At 69.9% G+C, this 21,103-nt stretch carries 15 protein-coding genes; 4 read left to right on the top strand and 11 right to left on the bottom strand.

Going from position 1 to position 21,103, the window contains the following annotated elements; translation table 11 throughout:
• Position 1 precedes the first annotated feature (1 nt).
• The 6 genes from prpF to H4F99_RS00675 form a co-directional block, all read right to left on the bottom strand.
• On the bottom strand, positions 2–1,219 hold the full coding sequence (gene prpF / locus H4F99_RS00700) for a 2-methylaconitate cis-trans isomerase PrpF (RefSeq protein WP_182667792.1): 1,218 nt from the start codon (positions 1,217–1,219) through the stop codon (positions 2–4).
• A gap of 1 nt (position 1,220) precedes the next feature.
• Positions 1,221–3,836 (bottom strand): Fe/S-dependent 2-methylisocitrate dehydratase AcnD, encoded by a 2,616-nt coding sequence (gene acnD, locus H4F99_RS00695; RefSeq protein WP_182667791.1) that lies wholly within the window; start codon positions 3,834–3,836, stop codon positions 1,221–1,223.
• Between the two features lie 342 nt (positions 3,837–4,178).
• Positions 4,179–5,618: a sodium:solute symporter family protein gene (locus tag H4F99_RS00690; RefSeq protein ID WP_182667790.1), complete on the bottom strand. Its 1,440-nt coding sequence runs from the start codon at positions 5,616–5,618 to the stop codon at positions 4,179–4,181.
• Positions 5,619–5,623: 5 nt separating this feature from the next.
• Positions 5,624–6,007, bottom strand: coding sequence for a RidA family protein (locus H4F99_RS00685; RefSeq protein ID WP_182667789.1), 384 nt, complete (start codon positions 6,005–6,007; stop codon positions 5,624–5,626).
• Complete coding sequence (locus H4F99_RS00680) at positions 6,004–7,473, bottom strand: N-acyl-D-amino-acid deacylase family protein (protein WP_182667788.1); 1,470 nt, start codon at positions 7,471–7,473, stop codon at positions 6,004–6,006. Before H4F99_RS00680 ends, H4F99_RS00685 begins: the two co-directional genes overlap by 4 nt.
• An 11-nt stretch (positions 7,474–7,484) precedes the next feature.
• The gene (locus tag H4F99_RS00675; protein WP_182667787.1) at positions 7,485–8,348 is read right to left on the bottom strand and encodes a MurR/RpiR family transcriptional regulator; all 864 of its coding nucleotides are present in this window, start codon (positions 8,346–8,348) and stop codon (positions 7,485–7,487) included.
• 117 nt (positions 8,349–8,465) lie between these two features.
• Between H4F99_RS00675 and H4F99_RS00670 the strand changes: the two genes are divergently transcribed.
• From H4F99_RS00670 to H4F99_RS00655, 4 genes are all read left to right on the top strand, one after another.
• Positions 8,466–9,692, top strand: a complete 1,227-nt coding sequence (locus H4F99_RS00670) for an amino acid deaminase (protein WP_182667786.1) — start codon at positions 8,466–8,468, stop codon at positions 9,690–9,692.
• Positions 9,693–9,774: 82 nt separating this feature from the next.
• The gene (locus H4F99_RS00665) at positions 9,775–10,428 is read left to right on the top strand and encodes a DUF4136 domain-containing protein (protein ID WP_182667785.1); all 654 of its coding nucleotides are present in this window, start codon (positions 9,775–9,777) and stop codon (positions 10,426–10,428) included.
• Between the two features lie 366 nt (positions 10,429–10,794).
• Positions 10,795–13,338: a glycoside hydrolase family 3 protein gene (locus tag H4F99_RS00660; protein WP_182668114.1), complete on the top strand. Its 2,544-nt coding sequence runs from the start codon at positions 10,795–10,797 to the stop codon at positions 13,336–13,338.
• Positions 13,339–13,449: 111 nt separating this feature from the next.
• Positions 13,450–15,009, top strand: a complete 1,560-nt coding sequence (locus H4F99_RS00655; RefSeq protein ID WP_182667784.1) for a sodium:solute symporter family transporter — start codon at positions 13,450–13,452, stop codon at positions 15,007–15,009.
• 61 nt (positions 15,010–15,070) lie between these two features.
• Here H4F99_RS00655 and H4F99_RS00650 read toward each other — a convergent pair whose 3' ends face one another.
• From H4F99_RS00650 to H4F99_RS00630, 5 genes are all read right to left on the bottom strand, one after another.
• Positions 15,071–16,081 (bottom strand): LacI family DNA-binding transcriptional regulator, encoded by a 1,011-nt coding sequence (locus tag H4F99_RS00650; RefSeq protein WP_182667783.1) that lies wholly within the window; start codon positions 16,079–16,081, stop codon positions 15,071–15,073.
• A gap of 118 nt (positions 16,082–16,199) precedes the next feature.
• Positions 16,200–17,714, bottom strand: a complete 1,515-nt coding sequence (locus H4F99_RS00645; RefSeq protein ID WP_182667782.1) for a tryptophan halogenase family protein — start codon at positions 17,712–17,714, stop codon at positions 16,200–16,202.
• A 2-nt stretch (positions 17,715–17,716) separates the two neighbouring features.
• Positions 17,717–18,736: a cupin-like domain-containing protein gene (locus H4F99_RS00640; RefSeq protein WP_182667781.1), complete on the bottom strand. Its 1,020-nt coding sequence runs from the start codon at positions 18,734–18,736 to the stop codon at positions 17,717–17,719.
• Positions 18,720–19,421, bottom strand: a complete 702-nt coding sequence (locus tag H4F99_RS00635) for a SapC family protein (RefSeq protein WP_182667780.1) — start codon at positions 19,419–19,421, stop codon at positions 18,720–18,722. The genes H4F99_RS00640 and H4F99_RS00635 overlap by 17 nt, the downstream gene beginning before the upstream one ends.
• Before the next feature lie 11 nt (positions 19,422–19,432).
• Positions 19,433–20,986, bottom strand: coding sequence for a tryptophan halogenase family protein (locus tag H4F99_RS00630; protein ID WP_182667779.1), 1,554 nt, complete (start codon positions 20,984–20,986; stop codon positions 19,433–19,435).
• Between the last annotated feature and the right edge of the window lie 117 nt (positions 20,987–21,103).

The raw sequence follows: 21,103 nt of genomic DNA, 5'->3' as shown, positions 1-21,103 counted from the left end.
GTTATTGTCCCACGCCTTCGAACACGTCGGCCGGCACCCGCACCGTACCTTCCATCAGTACGCGCGCGCTGCGGCTCATGACCGCCTTGGTCGCGACCCACTGGCCACCGGCCTCGCCGACTTCGGCGCCGACCCGCAGCGTGCCGGACGGGTGGCCGAAGCGGACGACGTCGCGCGTCCCGCCGCCGGCGGCGGCGTTGACCACCGTGCCGGGCACTGCGGCGGCAGTGGCGATCGCCACCGAGGCAGTGCCCATCATCGCGTGGTGCAGCTTGCCCATCGAGATCGCGCGGGCGAGCAGGTCGATGTCGGCCGCGTGCACCGGCTTGCCGCTGGACGAGACGTAGTCCCTCGGCGGGGCGACGAAGGCGATCTTGGGCGTCAGCGGGCGGGCCGCGGCCTGGGACGCGTCCTGGACCAGGCCCATGCGCACGGCGCCGGCGGCGCGAATCGCTTCGAGCTTCGCCAGCATCGCCTTGTCCTCGTTGATGGCGGGCTGCAGTTCGGTGCCGTCGTAGCCGAGGGCAGCGGCCTCGAGGAACACCACGGGCACGCCGGCGTTGATCAGGGTCGCACGGAACGTACCGACGCCTTCGACGATCAGGTCCTCGGCCGCGTGTCCGGTCGGGAACATGGCCCCGCCGTCCTCGCCTTCATCGGCCGGATCGAGGAATTCCAGCGCGATCTCGGCGGCCGGGAAGGTCACGCCGTCGAGCTCGAAGTCGCCGGTTTCCTGCACCTCGCCGCCGGTGACCGGCACGTGGGCGACGATGGTCTTGCCGATGTTCGCCTGCCAGATGCGCACGGTGCAGGTGCCGTCCGCCGGCACCCGACCGGCGTCCACCAGCCCGTGTGCGATCGCGAACGGGCCGACCGCCGAGCTCAGGTTGCCGCAGTTGCCGCTCCAGTCGATGAAGTTGCCTTCGATCGGCACCTGGCCGTACAGGTAGTCGACGTCGTGGCCGGGCACGGCCGACTTCGAGATGATCACGACCTTGCTGGTGCTGGAGGTCGCGCCACCCATGCCGTCGGTGTGCTTGCCATACGGGTCGGGCGAGCCGATCACCCGCACGAGCAGGGCATCGCGCGCCGGGCCGGGCCTGCGCGCGGCCTCGGGCAGGTCATCGAGCTGGAAGAACACGCCCTTGGACGTGCCGCCGCGCATGTAGGTGGCGGGTATGCGCAGCTGCGAGCGGTGGATTCGGGTCGGCGCGTTCATGTCAGGCGGCCTTCGATGCTTCGAGGAAGTCCTGCGCGAAGCGCTGCAGGACGCCGCCGGCGTCGTAGACGGATACCTCGTCGTCCGAATCGAGGCGGCAGGTGACCGGTACCTCGACCGTCTGGCCGTCCTTGCGGTGGATCCGCAGGGTCAGGGTGGCGCGCGGCGCACGCTCGCCTATGACGTCGAAGGTCTCGGTGCCGTCGATGCCCAGGGTCAGGCGGGTGGTGCCGGGCTGGAACTCCAGCGGCAGCACGCCCATGCCGATCAGGTTGGTGCGGTGGATGCGTTCGAAACCCTCGGCGACGATCGCCTCGACGCCGGCCAGGCGCACGCCCTTGGCGGCCCAGTCGCGCGAGGAGCCCTGGCCGTAGTCGGCGCCGGCGATGATCACCAGAGGCTGCTTGCGCGCCATGTAGGTCTCGATCGCCTCCCACATGCGCATCACCGTGCCGTCCGGCTCCACGCGCGCCAGCGAGCCCTGCTTCACCTCGCCGCCGATCACCGCCATCTCGTTGACGAGCTTCGGGTTGGCGAAGGTCGCGCGCTGTGCGGTCAGGTGGTCACCACGGTGGGTCGCGTAGGAATTGAAGTCCTCTTCCGGCAAACCCATCTTCGCCAGGTACTCGCCGGCCGCGCTGGACGCGAGGATCGCGTTCGACGGCGACAGGTGGTCGGTGGTGATGTTGTCGCCGAGCACCGCCAGCGGCCGCATGCCACGCAGCGTACGCTCGCCGGCGAGCGCGCCCTCCCAGTAGGGCGGACGGCGGATGTAGGTGCTCTGTGGGCGCCAGTCGTACAACGGGTCCGTGTCGCCGGTGCGTTCGAGCCGTGCCGCGAACATGGGGTCGTAGACGCGGCGGAAGAACTCGGGCTTCACGTGGCGGCCGATGACCGCGTCGATCTCTTCGTCGCTCGGCCACAGATCCTTGAGCGTCACCGGCTGGCCATCGGCGTCGTGGCCCAGCACGTCCTTCTCGATGTCGAAACGCACGGTGCCGGCAATCGCATAGGCGACGACCAGCGGCGGCGAAGCCAGGAAGGCCTGCTTGGCGTAGGGGTGGATGCGGCCGTCGAAATTGCGGTTGCCCGACAGCACCGCGACCGCGTACAGGTCACGATCGATGATCTCCTGCTGGATCACCGGGTCGAGCGCGCCGCTCATGCCGTTGCAGGTGGTGCAGGCGAAACCGACGATGCCGAAGCCGAGCTGCTCGAGTTCCGGCAGCAGGCCGGCATCCTCCAGGTAGAGCTCGACGGCCTTGGAGCCGGGCGCCAGCGAGCTCTTCACCCAGGGCTTGCGGACCAGGCCGCGCGCGTTCGCGTTGCGCGCCAGCAGCCCGGCGGCAATCACGTTGCGCGGGTTGGACGTGTTGGTGCAGCTGGTGATGGCGGCGATGATCACCGCGCCATCCGGCATCCGGCCATCGGCCTCGTCGCCATGGCCCGATGCGAGCTTGGCCTCGTCGGCGATGCCGCGTTCGGCCAGGGCATCGGTCGGCAGGCGGCGGTGGGGGTTGGACGGCCCGGCCATGTTACGGCCCACGCTGGACAGGTCGAACGCGAGCGTGCGCTCGTATTCGGCCCCCGCCAGGGCGTCGGCCCACAGGCCGGTGTGCTTCGCGTAGGTTTCGACCAGCGCGACCTGGGCGTCGTCGCGGCCGGTCAGGCGCAGGTAGTCGAGGGTGTTGTCGTCGATGAAGAACATCGCCGCGGTGGCGCCGTACTCCGGCGCCATGTTGGAAATCGTCGCGCGGTCGCCGACGGTCAGGGTCGCCGCACCTTCGCCGCGGAACTCCAAGTAGGCGCCGACGACCTTCTGCTGGCGCAGGAACTCGGTGAGCGCGAGCACGACGTCGGTGGCGGTGATGCCCGGCCTTGGGCGTCCCGTCAGTTCGACGCCGATGATCTCGGGCAGGCGCATCCAGGACGCACGCCCGAGCATCACGTTCTCGGCTTCCAGTCCGCCGACGCCCACCGCGATCACGCCCAGCGCATCGACGTGCGGGGTGTGGCTGTCGGTGCCGACGCAGGTGTCGGGGAATGCGACGCCGTCCTGCACGTAGATCACCGGCGACATTTTCTCCAGGTTGATCTGGTGCATGATCCCGTTGCCCGGGGGGATGACGTCGACATTGCGGAACGCGCGCTTCGTCCAGTTGATGAAATCGAAGCGGTCGGCGTTGCGGCGGTCCTCGATGGCCCGGTTGGTATCGAAGGCGGCCTTGTCGAAGCCCGGCGCTTCCACGGCGAGGGAATGGTCGACGATCAGCTGGGTCGGCACCACCGGGTTGACCTGGGCAGGATCGCCGCCCATGTCGGCGATGGCGTCGCGCAGGCCGGCGAGGTCGACCAGCGCGGTCTGGCCGAGGATATCGTGGCAGACGACGCGGGCCGGGAACCAGGGGAAGTCGAGGTCGCGGCGGCGTTCGACCAACTGGCCGAGGTAGGCGTCGATCCGCCCGGGTTCGGCACGGCGGACGATGTTCTCGGCATGCACGCGCGCCGTGTAGGGCAGGCGGTCCCAGGCGCCGGGCTGGAGCGCGTCGACCGCGGCGCGGGCGTCGAAGTAGTCCAGGTCGGTGCCTGGAAGCGGCTTGCGATGATCGGTGTTCATGGCTGGCTCGTGGTCAGGGGGCGGCCCGGTGGGCGGCACGGCCGTGCGCGCGGCACGCGCGAAGGCGGCGGATCCGTCGACCATTCTAGTGGGTCGGGCAGCCGGAAGCCGAAGCGCGGCTTCGTGAAGTCCCGCGAAGTGCGAGGTCTGCTTGCGAGGGAGGTGGGCCTCCATGCCCATGTGGAACACGCCGTAAACCCATCCATGGGGCTCGGACGCGGCATCCATGCCGCGTACGGTTCCACATGGGCATGGGGGCCCACCTCTTCATACCTCGTCGCGACCGGACGGTGGCAGGGGCGGCGAGATCGCGGACGAAGGTGAGCCCGGGCCGCGGAGGCGCTAGTCCCGCTCCATCCGCGCCCGCTCCGCATTGATGCGCGCCAGGGCGGATTCGTGGCTGACCGGGTTGGGGGGCGACAGCAGGCTGCCGGCCAGGCCTAGGCCGAAGGCACCGGCCAGCGAGGGCAGGATCGGGTTGCCCCAGGTCGCCATCGCGCCGGGCGTGAGGATCACCAGCAGCGAGGCCGCGGCGCCGCCGAGCAGGGCGGCGAGCGCCCCCTGCCATGTGAAACGTGGCCAGAAGCGACCGAGCAGGCCGCAGGCGAACAGGCCCGACATCAGGGTGGCGATCATCGCCGTGATGTAGCCGATGATGTCGTCGGAGAGCAGTGCGAGCGCGAGGGCCACGCCGACCACGCCCACGAGGCCCAGCCGCGACAGCCGCACCACGCGCGCCCGGTCCGGCGTCCGGCCGGTCGCCATCGCATGGATGTCGCGGAGCAGGATGGTCACGCCGGCGATCGCGTCGGAGCTTGCGCTCGACAGCGTGGCCGACAGGCCGGCGACCACGACGACCAGGCCGGCCGCCAGCGGCAGCACTTCCATCGCCAGGAACGGGAAGGCGAAGTTGCGGTTGTCGAGCGTCGGGTCCAGTGCGAACGCGCTCATGCCGATCACCGCCGGAACCAGCGAGAACAGCAGGTACAGGCCGCCCGACCACGCGAACGAGCGCCGGGCGGCGGAGACGCTGTCGGCCGAATAGATGCGCTGGCGATACGAGGGCGTGGCCAGGACGCCGACCGCGACGACCACGGCCAGTGACACGGCCGGCAACAGGCCGATGGGTGCGAGCGCCGCGGCATCATGTGCGGCCATGACCGACGCCCAGCCGCCGGCGCGGTCCACGGCAAGCCATGCCATCAGCAGGAAGCCGGCGAACAGCACCATCGCCTGCAGCGTGTCGGTCCACACCACCGCGCGGTAGCCGCCGATGATCGAAAAGAGTCCGAAGCCCGCTGCGACCAGCAGCTTGGCGCTGGCCGTGTCGATGCCGGCGATCCACGCCAGGTACATGCCGCCGCCGATGATGTGCGCGCCCAGCCAGCCGATGCAGGCGAGCAGGATGATCACCGCCACGGCGTTGCGCACCGCGGGGTGCGCGCCGACGTAGTACGCGAGCTCCTCGCTCATGGTCATGAAGCGCAGCGCCCGTACCGGTGCGAACCACCAGGCCGCGAGCAGGATGCCGACCGCGCCACCGATCCCGTAAAGCGCGCCGGCCCAGCCGTGTGCGTAGCCGAACCCGACCGCGCCGATCGACGAACCGGTCCCGACCATGGTAGCGACCGTAGTGCCCAGCACCAGCAGCAGCGGGAGGCCGCGCCCGGCCAGCAGGAAGTCATCGCCGTCGCCTTCATGGCGGCGCGACACACGCCAGCCGATCGCCACCAGCACTCCGATCCAGGCGAGGAAGGCGACCAGGAAGGCGCTGGCGTGCATCCCGGTCAGCCCTTGAAGCAGGTGACGCCGACTTCGACCTTGCAGTCGACCACCAGGTCGCAGACCGAGCAGATCCGCGCGGGCGGGTGTGCGCCGAAGACCTCCTTGAACACCTTGTTGAACGAGCTGAAGTAGCGTGCGTCGGTCAGGATCACGGTGACATGGACGACGTGCTCCAGGCCGAAGCCGGCCTCGCGCATGATCGCCAGGCAGTTGTCGATGGCCAGCCGCGACTGCTCGACCACGCTGCCCTCGACGACCTCGCCGTCGCGCATGGGGGTCTGGCCCGAGACGTACAGCCAGCCGCCGGCTTCGACCGCGCGGGAGAAGGGCAGGTGCTGGCCGCCAGTGCCGGTGCCGCCTTCGGCGCCGATCCGCTTGATGCTCATGGGGAATGCCTCGTGGAGTGGAAGGTCGGAGAAGGGCCGCGGCGCAGCAGGCGTCCGGCGCGGCCGGGGGTGTCGATGTCGGGACGGTGGCTGGGGATGCCGTTGACCCACACTTCGACGATGCCGTCCGCGGGCTGTGTCGGCGCCTCGTAGGTGGCACGGTCGCGGATGCGCGCAGCGTCGAACAGGACCAGGTCGGCATGGAAGCCGTCCGCGATCCGGCCGCGCCGTTCGAGGCGCAGCCAGTCCGCCGACAGGCCGGTCATGCGGTGGATCGCGGTGGGCAGGTCGAACAGGCCCAGTTCGCGGCTGTAGTGGCCGAGCACGCGCGGGAAGGTGCCCCACAGCCGCGGATGCGGGCGCGGGTCGGCGGGCAGGCCGTCGGAGCCGATCATGGTGCGTGGATGCACCAGGATCGCCTGCACGTCGGACTCCTGCATGCAGTGGTACACCGCGCCGCCGGGCATCAGGCGCCGGGCCGCATCGACTTGGGACATGCCCCAGTCGGCGGCGATGGCGTCGAGCCCGCGCCCGGCCTGTTCCGGGTGCGGCGTGGACCCGCTGATCCACACCGTGGTGCCCGGTCGTACCTGCTCCGGATCGATGGTGCTGGCGCTGGCTGCGTAGGGGTAGCAGTCGCAGGCGACCGGTTGTCCGGTCGCGCCGGCGTCGAGCTGGGCCAGCAGTTCGCCCGACCGGCCCCAGGTGCCGGCGCCGGCGCACTTGAGGTGCGAGACCAGCAGGCGCACCCGGCCGTGGGCGGCGGTGTCCAGCGCTTCCCGGATGGCATCGAACACGCCTTCGAACTCCGTGCGCAGGTGCGTGGTGTAGAGCGCGTCATGCGTCGCCAGTTCCACGACCAGGGCCATGACCTCGGCCGTGGGCGCGGCGCGCGCGCTGTCATAGGCAAGACCCGAACTCAGGCCGATCGCGCCCTCGTCCAGCGCCTCGCGCAGCTGCCGGCGCATTGCGTCGATCTCGCCCGGCGTCGCTGCACGGTCGAGCCGTTCGAGATGGTTGGCGCGCAGCGCGGTGTGGCCGACGAGGGCCGCGACGTTGGCGTTCGGTCGCGCCTGCTCGATCGCGGCGGCGTAGTCGGCGAACCGCGGGTAACGGAAGGCGTCGGCACCGCCCAGGAGGTTCATCGGGTTGGGAGGTGCGCCGCGCAGGGTCACCGGGCTGGCGCTGATGCCGCAGTTGCCGACGACCACCGTGGTCACGCCCTGGCTGAGCTTGGCGCGCATGGCCGGGGCCGTCACGGCCACGGTGTCGTCATGGGTATGGATGTCGATGAAGCCGGGCGCGAGGTGCAGACCGGCGGCATCCACGGTCCGCGTGGCCTTGCAGGATGCGCCGGGCGCGAGCACTGCGAGCCGGTCGCCGATGATGCCGACGTCGAGCGCGCGCACGTCACCGCCGCTGCCGTCGACCACCCGGGCGCCCCGGATCAGGGTGTCCACGCGCATGCCGGCGTGCCTCAGTCGCCCAGCGGCTGGCGGTCGCCGCCGCCGCGGTGGGCATCGAGGTGGTGCTTGAGCCGGCGCAGCATCTCCCGGCTGCGCTGCGGATGCGCCTGCGCGAGCTCGGTGACCAGCACGTCGATCATCGCCAGCATGGCGAAGCGCCCGGTGCTCGGCGTGTAGATGTCGTCGGTCTCGTGCAGCTCGATCGGCAGCAGCCGGTCGGCCGCGGCGGCGAGCGGACTTCCCCCCGGCGTGATGGCGATGCAGTGGGCGGCATACTCGCGGGCAATCGACGCGGCTTCCACGACGTCATCGCCATGGCCGCTGAGGGAGAGGCACAGTACGGTGTCCTGGGCTTCCAGGGTCGCCGCGGCCATGCGCATCAGCATCGGGTCCGAGTAGGCGGTGGCGGCGATGCCGAAGCGGAACAGGCGGAACTGGCACTCCATCGCCAATGCGGTCGAACCGCCACCGACGCCGAACACCAGGACCTGTCGCGAATCGCCGAGGCGACGGGCCGCCGCCTTGATGGCCTCCGGGTCGAGCAGGCTGGCATTGAGGCGCAACGTGGCTTCGATCGCCGCGTGCACGCCCGACGGCCCGACCGCGCGGTCGCGGTCCTCGATGAACCGCTCGCCGACCGCCAGCGATTGCGCCAGCTGGAGTTTGAGGTCGCGGACGTCGCGGCAGTCCAGGCGGCGGGCGAAGCGGGTGACGCTGGCGCCGCCGACGCCAGCGCGGCGCGCCAGACTGTCCAGGCTTGCGTGCGCGGCGAACGCCAGGTCGCCCAGCACCACGTCGGCGAGCTTGCGCTCGCTGTTCGGTAACTTCGGGTATCGCGCGCGGAGCCGGTTGACGATGTCGGGGCGGTGGCCCATGACGGCAGGTCCGGAGGGTTGGTATTAACTACCAACAGGTTCTACCATTTCCGGGTGTTATTACCAAGTCCGCGGGCGCGCCACACTGCGATCCCCGCCACTTCCGGGAGACCTGCCATGTCCGCATCCACCAAGGGCGCCGTCGATCCCGCCGCCGGGGATCGCCCCGGCCTGCTCGAGGGCGCGCTCAGCCTGCCCGCGGCCGTGCTGCGGGACGACGCGCTGCGCCACAACCTGCGCTGGATGCAGGCCTTCGCCGACCGCCATGGCGTCCGCCTCGCGCCACACGGCAAGACCACGATGTCGCCGCGACTGTTCCATGAGCAGGTCGAGGCCGGCGCCTGGGCGATCACCCTGGCGACCGCGCCGCAGGTGGCCGCGGCCGCCGCGCACGGGATTCCACGCGTGCTGATGGCCAACCAGCTGGTCGGCGAACGCAACATGGCCGTGGTCGCCGACGCGATCGCCGGTGGCATGGACGTGTATTGCCTCGTCGACTCGGTCGCCAACGTCGAGGCGCTGGCCCGTTTCTTCAGCGCCCGCGGCCAGGTGTTGCAGGTGCTCGTCGAGATCGGCATTGCAGGCGCACGCTGCGGGTGTCGCTCCGTCGACGCGGTCCGCGATGTCGTCGCGGCCGTGCGTGCGGCCCCGCCATTGCGACTGCGCGGCATCGAGACGTATGAAGGGGTGGTCCACGCCGAAACGCCGGCCGCCGCCGCGACCGAGGTGACCGCCCACCTGCGCCGCGTCCGCGACATCGCCCACGTCCTGCTCGACGAAGCGGCCTTCGACGAAGGCGAGGTACTGCTGAGTGGCGCGGGCTCGGCCTGGTACGACCTGGTGACCGGCGTGTTCACGGAATCGCCGAGGGACCGGGTCGTCCCGGTCATCCGGCCGGGCTGTTACCTGATCCACGACCACGGCCTGTGCATGCACGGCCAGGCGCAGGTGATGGCGCGAAGTTCGGATGCAATGGGGATGGTCGGGGACCTGCGGCAGGCGCTGGAGGTATGGGCCCACGTGCAGTCCATTCCCGAACCCGGGCACGCCATCGTCGGCATGGGCAAGCGCGACGTCGCCTTCGATGCCGGCCTGCCCGTGCCGCTGCGGCACCATCGACCGGGGCGCGAGGGCGGTCCGCGCGAGGCGGGCGCGGACTGGCAGGTGGTGTCCATGATGGACCAGCATGCGGTGATGCGGTTCGATGCCGGCGCGGACCTGCGCATCGGCGACATGCTGGGCTTCGGTACCTCCCACCCCTGCCTGACCTTCGACAAGTGGACGCAGCTCCATCGCGTCGACGACGACTACCGGGTCATCGATACGCTGCGCACCTGCTTCTGAGCCACGCTGGCGGGTACGGACGCATGGGGGATAATGCCGGCGACCTTCGCCCGGACGCCCGGGCCCTCTATCTGGAGTCGCCATGTCCGTTTCCGTCCCCTCCCGCGTCCCGTCCCGCCGCCTGCGTTGCGCGGCCCTGGCCCTTCTCCTCCCGATCGCGCTGGCCGCCTGCTACAGCGTGCCCGCGCCGGAAGGCCCGCGGGCCCACGTGACGGTGCGGGTGCCGGCGGCGACCCTGCCGGGCGCGACCTATGCCTGGGTCGACATGCCCGCGCAGTTGCAGGCCGAGCAGGATGTGCGCGTACAGGACCCGGCGTTCCGTGCCCACCTGCAGGCGGCGTTCGACGAGGCGCTGGCCGCCAAGGGCTACGCCCCGGCCGGCGATCCCGCCACCGCCGATTTCATCGTGGCCTTCCGCGTCGGGGTCCGTGACGTCCAGGAAGTGTCCTCCGTGTCCGGCGTGCGTGGCGAAGTCGATGAGCGCGAAGCCGGATTCGAGTGCAGCGGCGGCAGCTGTTCACAGCTTGTGACCCGATCCGACGACGGGCTGCCGGTGTTCAAGATGAAGACCGCCGCTGCGGTCGAGGGCGGGCTGCTGGTCGAGGCGCTGGAGCCGCGCAGCGTGCGCGTGCTGTGGAGTGCCTACAACCGCGGCACGATCGAGCGCGATCTCTCGCGCGATGCCGGCCTCGAGGCCGTCGCCCGCGACACCCTTGCGGCCCTGCCGGCACGCTGATGCACGTCGGGTTGCGGGCCCGGATCAGGGGCCGCGATCGCGGACATCGCGCAGCCGGATGCTGTCCTGCAGCATCCGGTGCCTGCGTCACGTCGCGCGCTCCTGAACGTTGTGGTCACCCCATGACGGGTTGAAATCTCTTCCGGATCATGGGCTTGCCGGTGTCGAGCGGGTTTCGCGCGACGTTCGGACGAGGCGTGTGCCGGATCCCCGTGACGCGGACCGTGACCGTCTTCCGGCGCCGTTTGACAGCGCTGCCATTATTCGGGACGGTACGCCGTCGGCAGCGTGTGGGCTGCCCTTGGACCATCACGACGCTCGGGGAGGAACGCAGTGCGGATCAAGTTGGCAGGTGACGTGGGGGCCATGCGCCCGTTGGGGCTGGCGGTGGCGCTGAGTCTGGCATGCGCGCTGGTGGCATGCAGCAACGCCCCGGGCGATGACGCCCCGCTCGCGGCCGAAGCCGCCGGCGAGGCGGGATCGCCGTGGCCCGAAGTGTCCTGGCCGCTGGCGGAGGATCCCGCGATCGAGGCCCGCATCCAGGCGTTGCTGGCCGACATGAGCGTCGAAGAGAAGGTCGGCCAGCTCATCCAGGGCGACATTTCCACGATCACTCCGGACGACGTGCGCACCTACCACATCGGCTCCGTGCTGGCCGGCGGCAACTCCGATCCGGGCGGCCGCTACGACGCATCGCCGGCCGACTGGCTGGCGCTGGCGGATGCCTTCCACGAAGCGTCAATGGACACCGCCGACGGTGGCCACGCGATCCCGGTGATCTTCGGCATCGACGCCGTGCATGGCCAGAGCAACATCGTCGGTGCGACCCTGTTTCCGCACAACATCGGACTCGGTGCGACCCGCGACGCCGAACTGATGCGCCGGATCGGCCGCGTCACCGCCATCGAGACCCGCGTGACCGGCATGGAGTGGGCCTTCGCGCCGACCGTGGCGGTCCCGCAGGACGACCGTTGGGGCCGTACCTATGAAGGCTATTCCGAATCGCCCGAGGTGGTCGCCGAGTTCGCGCCGGCGGTGGTCGAAGGCCTGCAGGGCAAGGTCGGCGACGAGGACTTCCTCGACGACGCGCACGTCATCGTCTCGGTCAAGCACTTCCTCGGCGACGGCGGCACCACCGCCGGCAAGGACCAGGGCGATACCGCCGTGGACGAAGCCACGCTTGCGCGCGTGCACGGTGCCGGCTATCCACCGGCGATCGCCGCCGGGGCACAGTCGGTGATGGCGTCTTTCAACAGCTGGAACGGCGAGAAGATGCACGGCAACCGGTATCTCTTGACCGATGTACTGAAGGACCGGATGCAGTTCGGGGGCTTCGTTGTCGGCGACTGGAACGGCCATGGCCAGGTCCAGGGCTGCAGCAACGAAGATTGCCCGGCCAGCATCAACGCCGGCCTCGACATGCCGATGGCGCCGGACAGCTGGAAGGGCATGTACGAGAACACGCTGGCGGCGGTGAAGTCGGGCGGGATCGCGACGGAGCGACTGGACGACGCCGTCGCCCGTATCCTGCGGGTCAAGATGCGGCTGGGCCTGTTCGAGGCCGGCAAGCCATCCGAACGCGCACTGGGAGGCAAATTCGAACTGCTGGGCGCGCCGGAACATCGAGAAGTGGCGCGCGAGGCCGTGCGCGAATCACTGGTGCTGCTCAAGAACAATGGCGGGGTCCTGCCGCTGTCGCCGAAGCAGCGCATCCTGGTCGCCGGCGATGGCGCCCACAACATGACCAAGCAGGCGGGCGGCTGGACGCTCAACTGGCAGGGCACCGGTACCCGCCGCGAGGACTTCCCGAACGCAACCACGATTTTCGAGGGCATCCGCGACCAGGCCAGGGCGGCCGGGGGCGAGGCGGTGCTCTCGGTGGACGGCCACTATGAGGCCCGACCCGACGTCGCCGTGGTCGTGTTCGGCGAAGACCCGTATGCGGAGTTCCAGGGCGATATCCCGAACCTGCTCTATCGCAATGGTGACACCACCGACCTCGACCTGCTGAAGAGGCTCAAGGCCGATGGCATCCCGGTGGTGTCGGTGTTCATCAGCGGCCGGCCGCTGTGGGTCAACCGCGAGATCAACGCCTCCGATGCATTCGTCGCCGCCTGGCTGCCGGGTTCCGAGGGCGAGGGCGTCGCCGACGTGCTGTTGCGCGATGCGGGAGGCGAGGTCCAGCACGACTTCGAGGGCACGCTGTCCTTCAGCTGGCCGCGCACGGCGGTGCAGTACGCCAACAACGTCGGCCAGGAGGGTTACGACCCGCAGTTCGCCTTCGGCCATGGCCTGACCTATGCCTCGCCCGAGGAACTCGCGCCCCTGCCCGAAGAGGCCGGCGTCGATGCCGGCGGCGGCCAGCGCGGCCTGTGGTTCGCGCGGGGTACCCCCGCCCTGGGCGTCATGCACGCCTTCGAGGGGACCGATGGCGGCCAGCAGTCCATCCACGACCTGCCCGCGGCGTTGCCCGACGGCAGCCTGCGCATGACCGCGGTCGACCACGGGGCGCAGGAGTCGGCGCGACGCATCGAATGGGCGGGCGCGGGCGCATGGCGCCTCGAGCTCAACACGCCGACCGACATCAGCCGGGAAAGCAATGGCGACCTCACGCTCCAGTTCGAGGCCCGCGTCGACGACTCCCCGGAGGGCGAGGCCACGCTCGGAATCGGTTGTGGCGACGGCTGCGGGGGCGAGGTCGCGATAGGGAACCTGCTGCGGTCGCTGCCCGGGGGCGAGTGGACCACGCTGGCCGTCCCGCTCGAATGCCTGGCCACGGCCGGTGCCGACATGACGAAGGTGGCCATGCCCGCGCGGCTGGCTTCCGACGGCCCGATGGTGCTGTCGGTGGCCAAGGTGTCGCTTGAATCCGCGAACGCCGCCGCCCACACCCTGGACTGCACGCGCTGACCGCGGCACGGCGGGGCTACCCGAAGGGCCCCGTCCCCGCTCCATCCACGCCGCGCCGATGGCAGGGGGCCGCCGGCGCCATGACATGAACCGGAACACCCTGGGGGCAACGTGAAACTCGAGACATTGGACCTCGCGATCCTGGTCGCGTACCTGGTCGGCATCTTCCTGCTCGCGCAATGGGTGTCGCGCGAGAAGGCCGGGCACCGCAAGTCGGCGGACGACTACTTCCTCGCCGGCAAGTCGCTGCCGTGGTGGGCCATCGGCGCCTCGCTGATCGCCGCCAACATTTCCGCCGAACAGATCATCGGCATGTCGGGTTCGGGCTATGCGCTCGGGCTGGCCATCGCGTCCTACGAGTGGATGGCGGCGGCCACGCTGATCATCGTCGCCAAGTTCTTCCTGCCGGTGTTCCTGCGCAACGGCATCCACACCATGCCGCAGTTCCTCGAAAAGCGGTATGGCGGCAACATCCGCACGCTGATGGCGGTGTTCTGGCTGGGCCTGTATGTCTTCGTGAACCTGACCTCGGTGCTCTGGCTGGGCTCGCTGGCGATCGCGCACGTCTCCGGCATCGGCCAGTTCGAGGCCCTGGTCGGACTGGCCCTGTTCGCGCTCGCCTACCAGCTGTACGGCGGCCTGAAGGCCGTCGCGCTGACCGACATCGTGCAGGTCGTCCTGCTGGTGCTCGGCGGGTTGTTGCTCGTCGCCATCTGCCTGGACCAGGTGTCCGGCGGCAACGGCATGTGGGCCGGCTTCCAGCGCCTGGTGGACGAGAGCCCGGACCACTTCCACATGATCCTCGGCCCGGAAAGTCCGTTCTACAAGGACCTGCCCGGCATCAGCGTGCTGATCGGCGGCATGTGGGTCATGAACGTCAGCTACTGGGGTTTCAACCAGTACATCATCCAGCGGGCGCTCGCGGCGAAGGACATCGCGGAGGCGCAGAAGGGCCTGATGTTCGCGTCCTACCTCAAGCTGTTGATGCCGGTGGTCGTGGTGGTGCCCGGCCTGGCCGCCGTGCTGCTGGCGCCGGACCTCAGCCGACCCGACGAGGCCTATCCGTCGATGATGGCGCTGCTGCCCACCGGCATCCTGGGCCTGGTGTTCGCGGCGCTGATCGCGGCCATCGTGTCTTCGCTGGCGTCGATGTCGAACTCGGTGTCGACGATCTTCACGCTCGATTTCTACAACCGGAACAAGGACCGCGACGGGCGCCACCTGGTACGCGTCGGGCGCATCGTGTCGGCGGTGGCGATGGTGGTCGCCGTGCTCGCGGCCAAGCCGCTGCTGGGCAGTTTCGACCAGGCCTTCCAGTACATCCAGGAGTACACCGGCTTCTTCACCCCGGGCATCGTGGTGATCTTCCTGCTGGGCGTGTTCTGGAAGGGCGCCAACGAAGCCGGCGCGCTGGCCGCGGCGATCGGTTCCTTCCTGCTGTCGATCGTTCTGAAGCTGGCCTGGCCGTCGCTGCCCTTCATCGACCGCGTCGGCCTGGTGTTCCTGCTGGCGCTGGCGCTCGCTGTGGTCGTTTCGAAGCTGGCACCGCAGGCGAACGGCCGGGACTTCATCCGCACCGACGACGTCAGCTACCGCACCACCGGCGGCTTCAATGTCGCCGCGATCGGCGTGGTCGCCATCCTGACCGCGCTGTACGCCGTCTTCTGGTAACCGGCATGGAGGGGCGGCGGTCCGAGCGGCCGTCGCCTTTCCGGCAACCGCTCGCGGCCGCTCAGGTGCCCGGTGCAGGCCCGGTCGATTGCCGGGCCTGGAGCGCATAGGGCAACTGGACCAGGGTGCCGGACGCCGGGTCCTTGATCGCCTTGATGAGCTGCAGCGTCGCCTCGTGCGCCATCTCGCGGACCGGCTGGTGGATGGTCGTGAGGGCGGGGAAGACCTGGCGGGAAATCGGCGTGTCATCGAAACCGCATACCGAGATGTCGCCCGGGATCGACAGGCCGCGCTCGTGCAGCACGCCCATGACCCCGGTGGCCATGTCGTCGTTGGCCGCGAAGATCGCCGTGGGCCGCTCCGGCAGGGCCAGCAGCGCCTCGGCCGCGGCACGGCCCGAGTCGAAGGAGAATTCGCCGTCGATCACCAGCGCCGGGTCGTAGCGCAGGCCGGCGCGGCGCAGTCCGCTGCGGTAGCCCGCCAGCCGCCAGTCGCTGGCGCCATGCGCGGAGTGGCCCTTGATGTGGGCGATGCGGGTGTGGCCAAGTTCGACCAGGTGGCTGACCATGTCCTGCGCCGCGTCATGTTCCTGCAGGGTGACGCCGATGCCGCCGCGCCGGTTGTTCGGCGAGATGCAGGAATGCGGGATGTTGAGCTCGTCCAGCCGGTCGAGCAGGGCGGTCATGTCGGTCAGGGGCGGGGTGAGGATCAGCCCGTCGATCTTGGAGATCGCCACCAGCGACTCGATGCCCGCGATCAGCTCCGGGTCGGTGTAATCCAGCGGCTGGACCATCATGCCGTAGTGGTGGGCCTGGCAGGTCTCGACGACGCCTTCCAGCGCTTCCATGACGTAACTCGCCGACGGGTTGTCGTACAACAGGGCCACCAGGTAGGAACGGCGGCCGGCGAGCCGGCGCGCCGAGGGGTCCGGGCGGTAGTTCAGCGCCTTCGCCGCGGCCTGCACGCGTTCGCGCGTGGCGTCGCGCACGGTGGGCTCGTTGTTGAGCACCCGCGACACGGTCTTCATCGACACGCCGGCGGCCTTGGCCACGTCTTCAATGCGCACGCGCATCAGGGAGGTCCTTCCAGGAAAGGGTGCGAACGCGCGACACGGTGGCCAAGCGTTGTCATGCCGGCCAATCTAGGCAGGCATGCCGGGCACTTCAAGCACGGGATCGGGCGGTTGGCCGTCATGGCGCGGGCGCGGGGCAGTACTGCCGCAGGTAGTCGCCGTGGCGCGGCAGGCCATCGACCGTACGCCGCGCCTGGACCTGCACGTCCCGCAGGAAGCGCGCCAGGTCCGGCGGGCTCATCACCCGGGCCGCCGGGTGGAACTGGCGGGGCTCGATGCCCTGGCCCATCATCACCTGGATCCAGGAGTTCTCCGCGAACAGCTCCATCGGCACGTGGAAGACGTTGCCGGTCTCGCGGAACAGGTCGATGCGTGCCTGCAACGACGCCGGCAGGTCCATCGTGGCGACCGTCCGCCAGTAGTCGGTGTCGCGCCGCCCGGTCGCGTGGTAGTGCAGGATCACGAAATCGCGCACGTGCTCCATCTCGCCGGCGAGCTGCGCGTTGTAGGCGTCGATGCCCTCGGGCGTGATCACGTCCGGGAAGCTCTGCAGCAGTCGCACGATGCCGCGCTGGATCATGTGGATCGTGGTCGATTCCAGCGGCTCGACGAAGCTCGCGGCCAGGCCGATCGCCACGCAGTTCCGGTGCCAGTAGCGCTGGCGCTGCCCAGGCCTGAAGCGCAACTGGATCGGGTCCCGCAGCGGCTCGGCGTCGAGGCTGCCCAGCAGGGTGCTGCGTGCGGTGTCGTCGTCCATGTGCCGGCTGGAATAGACGATCCCGTTGCCGGCGCGGTGCTGCAGCGGGATGCGCCACTGCCAGCCGCCTGCCTCGGCGATCGAGCGGGTATAGGGCACCGGGTCGCCGGCGAGGACGGTCGGGACGGCAAACGCGCGGTCGTTGAGCAGCCAGTGCGACCAGTCCTCGAACGCCACGCCGAGCGTCTGCCCGATCAGCAGCGCACGGAACCCGGTGCAGTCGATGAAGAGGTCGCCTTCGATCCGCTGCCCATCGGCCAGCGTGATCGCCTCGATGAAGCCGGTCGTCGCATCGGTCAGGACGTCGACGATGCGGCCTTCGATCCGCCGCGCGCCGAAGCTTTCACTGAAGCGGCGCAGGTAGCGCGCGTACAGGGTGGCGTCGAGGTGGTAGGCGTAGTTGACCCCGTTGCGGGGCAGGTGTGCGAAACGGTTCTCCAGCGCGGCCAGCAGTTCCACGCAGTACTGGTCGTAGTCCTCGGCCACGCCTTCCTCGCGGCCGCGCCGCCAGAAGTGGACGAAGTTCGCCATCCAGTGGTCCTTCCCGGTGGTGCCGAAGGAATGGAAGTAGCGGTGGCCGACCTGCCGCCAGTTGTCGAACTGGATGCCCAGTTTGACGGTCGCCTGGGTCGCGGCCATGAACGCCTGCTCCTTGATGTCGAGCAGGCGGTGGAACGTCATCAGCGTCGGGATGGTCGCCTCGCCGACGCCGATCGTCCCGATTTCCTCCGACTCGACGAGGACGATCTCGACGGCCTTGCCCAGCGCCCGCGACAGGCCGGCCGCCGCCATCCACCCTGCGGTGCCGCCACCGGCGATGACGACGCGCCGCACGGGACGTGTCGGGAAAGGCAAGGCATCGTGCGGGGTGGGCATGGTCAGCGGTCCAGTCGGTTCCTGAGCCACTCGCGCAGCTCTTTGGCGCGCCGTTCGTCGAACGGTCCGAGGCTGCGGCGCGCGGTATCGGGGATGTGGCCGGCGGTGGCGTCGCCGGGTTCGAACACGTAGTGGTTGAAGGCGTCCTGCCAGGCCGCGCGCTGCGCGGGTGGCAGGTCGCGCACGGTCGCCAGGGCCAGCATCAGCGCGTTCATCGGCGTGTCCATCCAGGCCGGCGTGCGTCGCCACCAGTAATTCACCAGTACGTTGAACGCATCCAGCGCCTCGATCTGGTGCCACCACAGGCTGGGGATGAAGATCGCATCGCCGGCCTGGAGTTCGACGACGCGCGCATGCGCCATGGCCTCCGCGAACCGGGGGAAACGCTCGAGGTCGGGTGCGTCCAGGTCCACGAGGCTGATCGGCTGCCCCGCGGGCGTGAAGTCCAGGGGGCCCACGTAGAGGTTACGCAACTGCTCCGGCGGGAACAGGGTGAAGCGCCGCCGGCCGGCGACCACGCAGGCGAGGTTGTCCGGCACGTCCTGGTGGGGCGCAATCCGCGTGCGGTTGCCGATCCAGATGCTGGCGAGCGGGTCGCGCGGACCGAAGTCGAGCGCGTTGTCGCTGCGAAAGCCCGGCAGCCAGGTGTCGATGCTGGTCGAACCGACGTAGATCGCCGGTGGCGCCGGGTCGGTCTCGTACTTCAAGAGTGTGCCCAGCACGACATGCAGCGGCACCTGCTCCTGCCGGAAATTGAACCCGCTCAGGTCATCGTTGTAGAAGAAGCGGCCCTGGATCGAAGGTGGGCCGACCGTCGCCACCACCGGCGGCGCGTCTGCACGGCGGAACCCGTTGAGGTAGGCGGCCGCATCGCGTGCCGGGCCCCGTGATGCGCCGACCATCGGCCAGTGCGCGACGGCGCCGCGCAGCACGACCGGGCGGTCGCCGTCGAGCACCTCGTCCGGCAGTTCGCCCGCGGCGAGCCCGTGGCGCTCTTCGATGGCTTCAGCGGGCGCGAGCATGGCCCCGTGCCCGTTCGATCAGCGCCCGAAGCTGGCCCAGCGAGGCCAGGGCCATGTAGGCGGCCTCCAGCCAGCCCTGCGCATGCAGGCGTCCTGCCGTTTCCGGTGCCAGCGACCGCAGGTGTTCCTCGTGGATCGCGTAGAAGCCCGACAGCCGATGCTGGCTGCCGTCGTCCAGTTCGACATCGAGGACGAAGGACTCCAGCAGGTCATGCTCGAGCAGCGTCGCCACGAAGGCGGCGTTCGACTGCAGGCCCTCGTGCAGGGTCCGCAGGACCGCGATCGCCCGTTCGAGGGTGGGCGTCGCCTGGCCGCCGGCATCGAACAGCGGCTCGCCGGTCGCCGCGCCCACGCGCGGGCTGTCGAGGTCGACGTGCACGCTGGGCTCCGCGCCGCTGCCGATCAGGAATGGCTGGCGTTCGACCGCCAGCGGCAGGTAGCCGGCCTCCCAGCGCGTGCCGTCGAGATACAGGTTCTGCCCTGGCCCGAAGCCGAACAGCGCGACTGGCTGGAAGCGTCCGGCGGCATCCTTGTGGAACACGATCGGGTAGTGCGCCTGGACGTTGCGGAACTCGGCCGGGAAGGTCGGCGCGAACATCAGGGCGTCGCCCAAGGCGGCGCCCCGCGACATGTCGACGCGCAGGTCGCGGTGCAGGGCGGGGTCGAGTGCGGCGTGCTGGCTCATCGTATCCAGGGTCAGAGGCGGGGCAGGCCCTGCGAGCGGGCGTGCTTGAGCAGGGCGCGGTGGTCGGGCAGGCCGGCCAGCATGCGACGGGCCAGCGTTGCCGCTTCAGCGAAGTATCCTTCCGCGGGCCGCGGGTCGTCCATGCGGCGGCGGGTGGCACGGGGCTCCGGCCTGAAGCCCATCCCGTACAGGACGTACTGGTAGCTCGCAGAGGGGAACACCTCGTCGACGCGCGGCAGGTCGTATCGCGACGGCGGCTGGTGCCGCCAGAGTGCCAGCAACTCCTGCAGCCGCGGCGGTACCGACGCCGCGTCGCGATGGGCGCGCCAGTAGTCTTCCCCGCGTCGCGACAGCACGTAGTGCAGCTTGAGGAAGTCGACGACGCGGTCCCACCGGTACTCGAACGCCTCGTTGAACCGCTTCGAGATCGTATCCATCGCCGCGCGGGTGGCCGGCATCTGTTCGCTGAGCAGGGTGGCCGCCAGTTCGACCAGCACCAGGGACGACGACTCCAGCGGTTCAACGAAGCCGCTGGACAGGCCGATGGCCACGCAGTTGCGGTGCCACTGGCGGCGACGGAAGCCCGGGTCGAAGCGGATCACCCGCATGGATGCCGGGTCGGGATCGGCCCCACCGGTCGCGACGACATGGCGCCGCAGCGTCTCGGCGGCCAGCGCGTCGTTGCAGTGTGCACTCGAGTAGACGTGGCCCACGCCACGCCGGGTCTGCAGGCCGATGTCCCAGATCCAGCCATGCGGACAGGCCGTCGACAGGGTCTGGCAGGCGATCGGCGTGTCTTCGGTGGCATACGGCACCTGCACCGCGATCGCACGGTCATTGAACAGCGTATCGCCGCAGGACTCGGCCGCCACCTTGAAATGCTCGCCGATCAGCAGGGCGCGCAGGCCGGTGCAGTCGACGAAGAGGTCGCCTTCGACCAGACCGTGGTCGCGCGTCTGCAGGCCGCGGATGTCGCCGCCCGGGTGGCTCTCGACCGCGGTGACATGGTCCTGGATGTGGCGGACGCCCAGCCGCTCCACGCAATGGCGGCGCAGGAAGGCGCCGAGCTTGCCCGCGTCGAGGTGGTAGGCATAGTTCGCAACGGCGGCGAATTCCGGCGTGGCGAACTGCTTGGGGGCGCGACCCGCCTCGCACAGGTGCGGCTGCGGCGACACCAGCGACGCAAACTCCGTGCCCGGCCGGGCCTGCCAGGCCCCCACCAGGTCGGCCTCCAGGTAGCCCTGCGGCAGCATGAAAGGGTGGTGGTACTGGTCGCCGGCACGGTCCTCCGCCCAGCGCATGAACTTCGAGCCCTGCTTGAACGCGGCATCGCATTCGCGGACGAAGTCGCTCTCCGACACGCCAATGCGGCGCAGGGTGTCGCGCATGGTCGGCCAGGTGCCTTCGCCGACCCCGATGGTGGCGACGTCCGGCGACTCGATGAGGGTGACGGCCAGGCCGGCCCCGGAGGCGGTGGCATGGTCGGCGGCGATCAGGCCGGCGACCAGCCAGCCGGCGGACCCGCCGCCCAGGATGACGATGTGGCGTACGGCTTCTTCTGACAAGGGACGCTCCGCGCGCGGATCAGGCGCCCAGCATAGGCGGTGGTGCCGGCCCCTGCTGGGAGCGTTTCACGGGGCAGGGTGCCCGGCCACCGGGCCGGGCACCTCCACCGATGCCAA

Origin of the sequence: Marilutibacter penaei (assembly GCF_014145395.1) — a bacterium.
GTDB classification, from domain to species: domain Bacteria; phylum Pseudomonadota; class Gammaproteobacteria; order Xanthomonadales; family Xanthomonadaceae; genus Marilutibacter; species Marilutibacter penaei.
This window is presented reverse-complemented; position numbering and strand designations above follow the sequence as displayed.

What these genes read in the sequence shown, in the direction of transcription:
- H4F99_RS00650 (WP_182667783.1), bottom strand. Translation starts at nt 16,081, where the DNA reads ATGCGCGTGCGCATTGAAGACGTGGCCAAGGCCGCCGGCGTGTCGATG.
- H4F99_RS00685 (WP_182667789.1), bottom strand. Translation starts at nt 6,007, where the DNA reads ATGAGCATCAAGCGGATCGGCGCCGAAGGCGGCACCGGCACTGGCGGC.
- H4F99_RS00640 (WP_182667781.1), bottom strand. Translation starts at nt 18,736, where the DNA reads ATGCTCGCGCCCGCTGAAGCCATCGAAGAGCGCCACGGGCTCGCCGCG.
- H4F99_RS00675 (WP_182667787.1), bottom strand. Translation starts at nt 8,348, where the DNA reads ATGGGCCACCGCCCCGACATCGTCAACCGGCTCCGCGCGCGATACCCG.
- H4F99_RS00690 (WP_182667790.1), bottom strand. Translation starts at nt 5,618, where the DNA reads ATGCACGCCAGCGCCTTCCTGGTCGCCTTCCTCGCCTGGATCGGAGTG.
- H4F99_RS00645 (WP_182667782.1), bottom strand. Translation starts at nt 17,714, where the DNA reads ATGCCCACCCCGCACGATGCCTTGCCTTTCCCGACACGTCCCGTGCGG.
- H4F99_RS00660 (WP_182668114.1), top strand. Translation starts at nt 10,795, where the DNA reads ATGCGCCCGTTGGGGCTGGCGGTGGCGCTGAGTCTGGCATGCGCGCTG.
- H4F99_RS00680 (WP_182667788.1), bottom strand. Translation starts at nt 7,473, where the DNA reads ATGCGCGTGGACACCCTGATCCGGGGCGCCCGGGTGGTCGACGGCAGC.
- H4F99_RS00665 (WP_182667785.1), top strand. Translation starts at nt 9,775, where the DNA reads ATGTCCGTTTCCGTCCCCTCCCGCGTCCCGTCCCGCCGCCTGCGTTGC.
- H4F99_RS00635 (WP_182667780.1), bottom strand. Translation starts at nt 19,421, where the DNA reads ATGAGCCAGCACGCCGCACTCGACCCCGCCCTGCACCGCGACCTGCGC.
- H4F99_RS00670 (WP_182667786.1), top strand. Translation starts at nt 8,466, where the DNA reads ATGTCCGCATCCACCAAGGGCGCCGTCGATCCCGCCGCCGGGGATCGC.
- prpF (WP_182667792.1), bottom strand. Translation starts at nt 1,219, where the DNA reads ATGAACGCGCCGACCCGAATCCACCGCTCGCAGCTGCGCATACCCGCC.
- acnD (WP_182667791.1), bottom strand. Translation starts at nt 3,836, where the DNA reads ATGAACACCGATCATCGCAAGCCGCTTCCAGGCACCGACCTGGACTAC.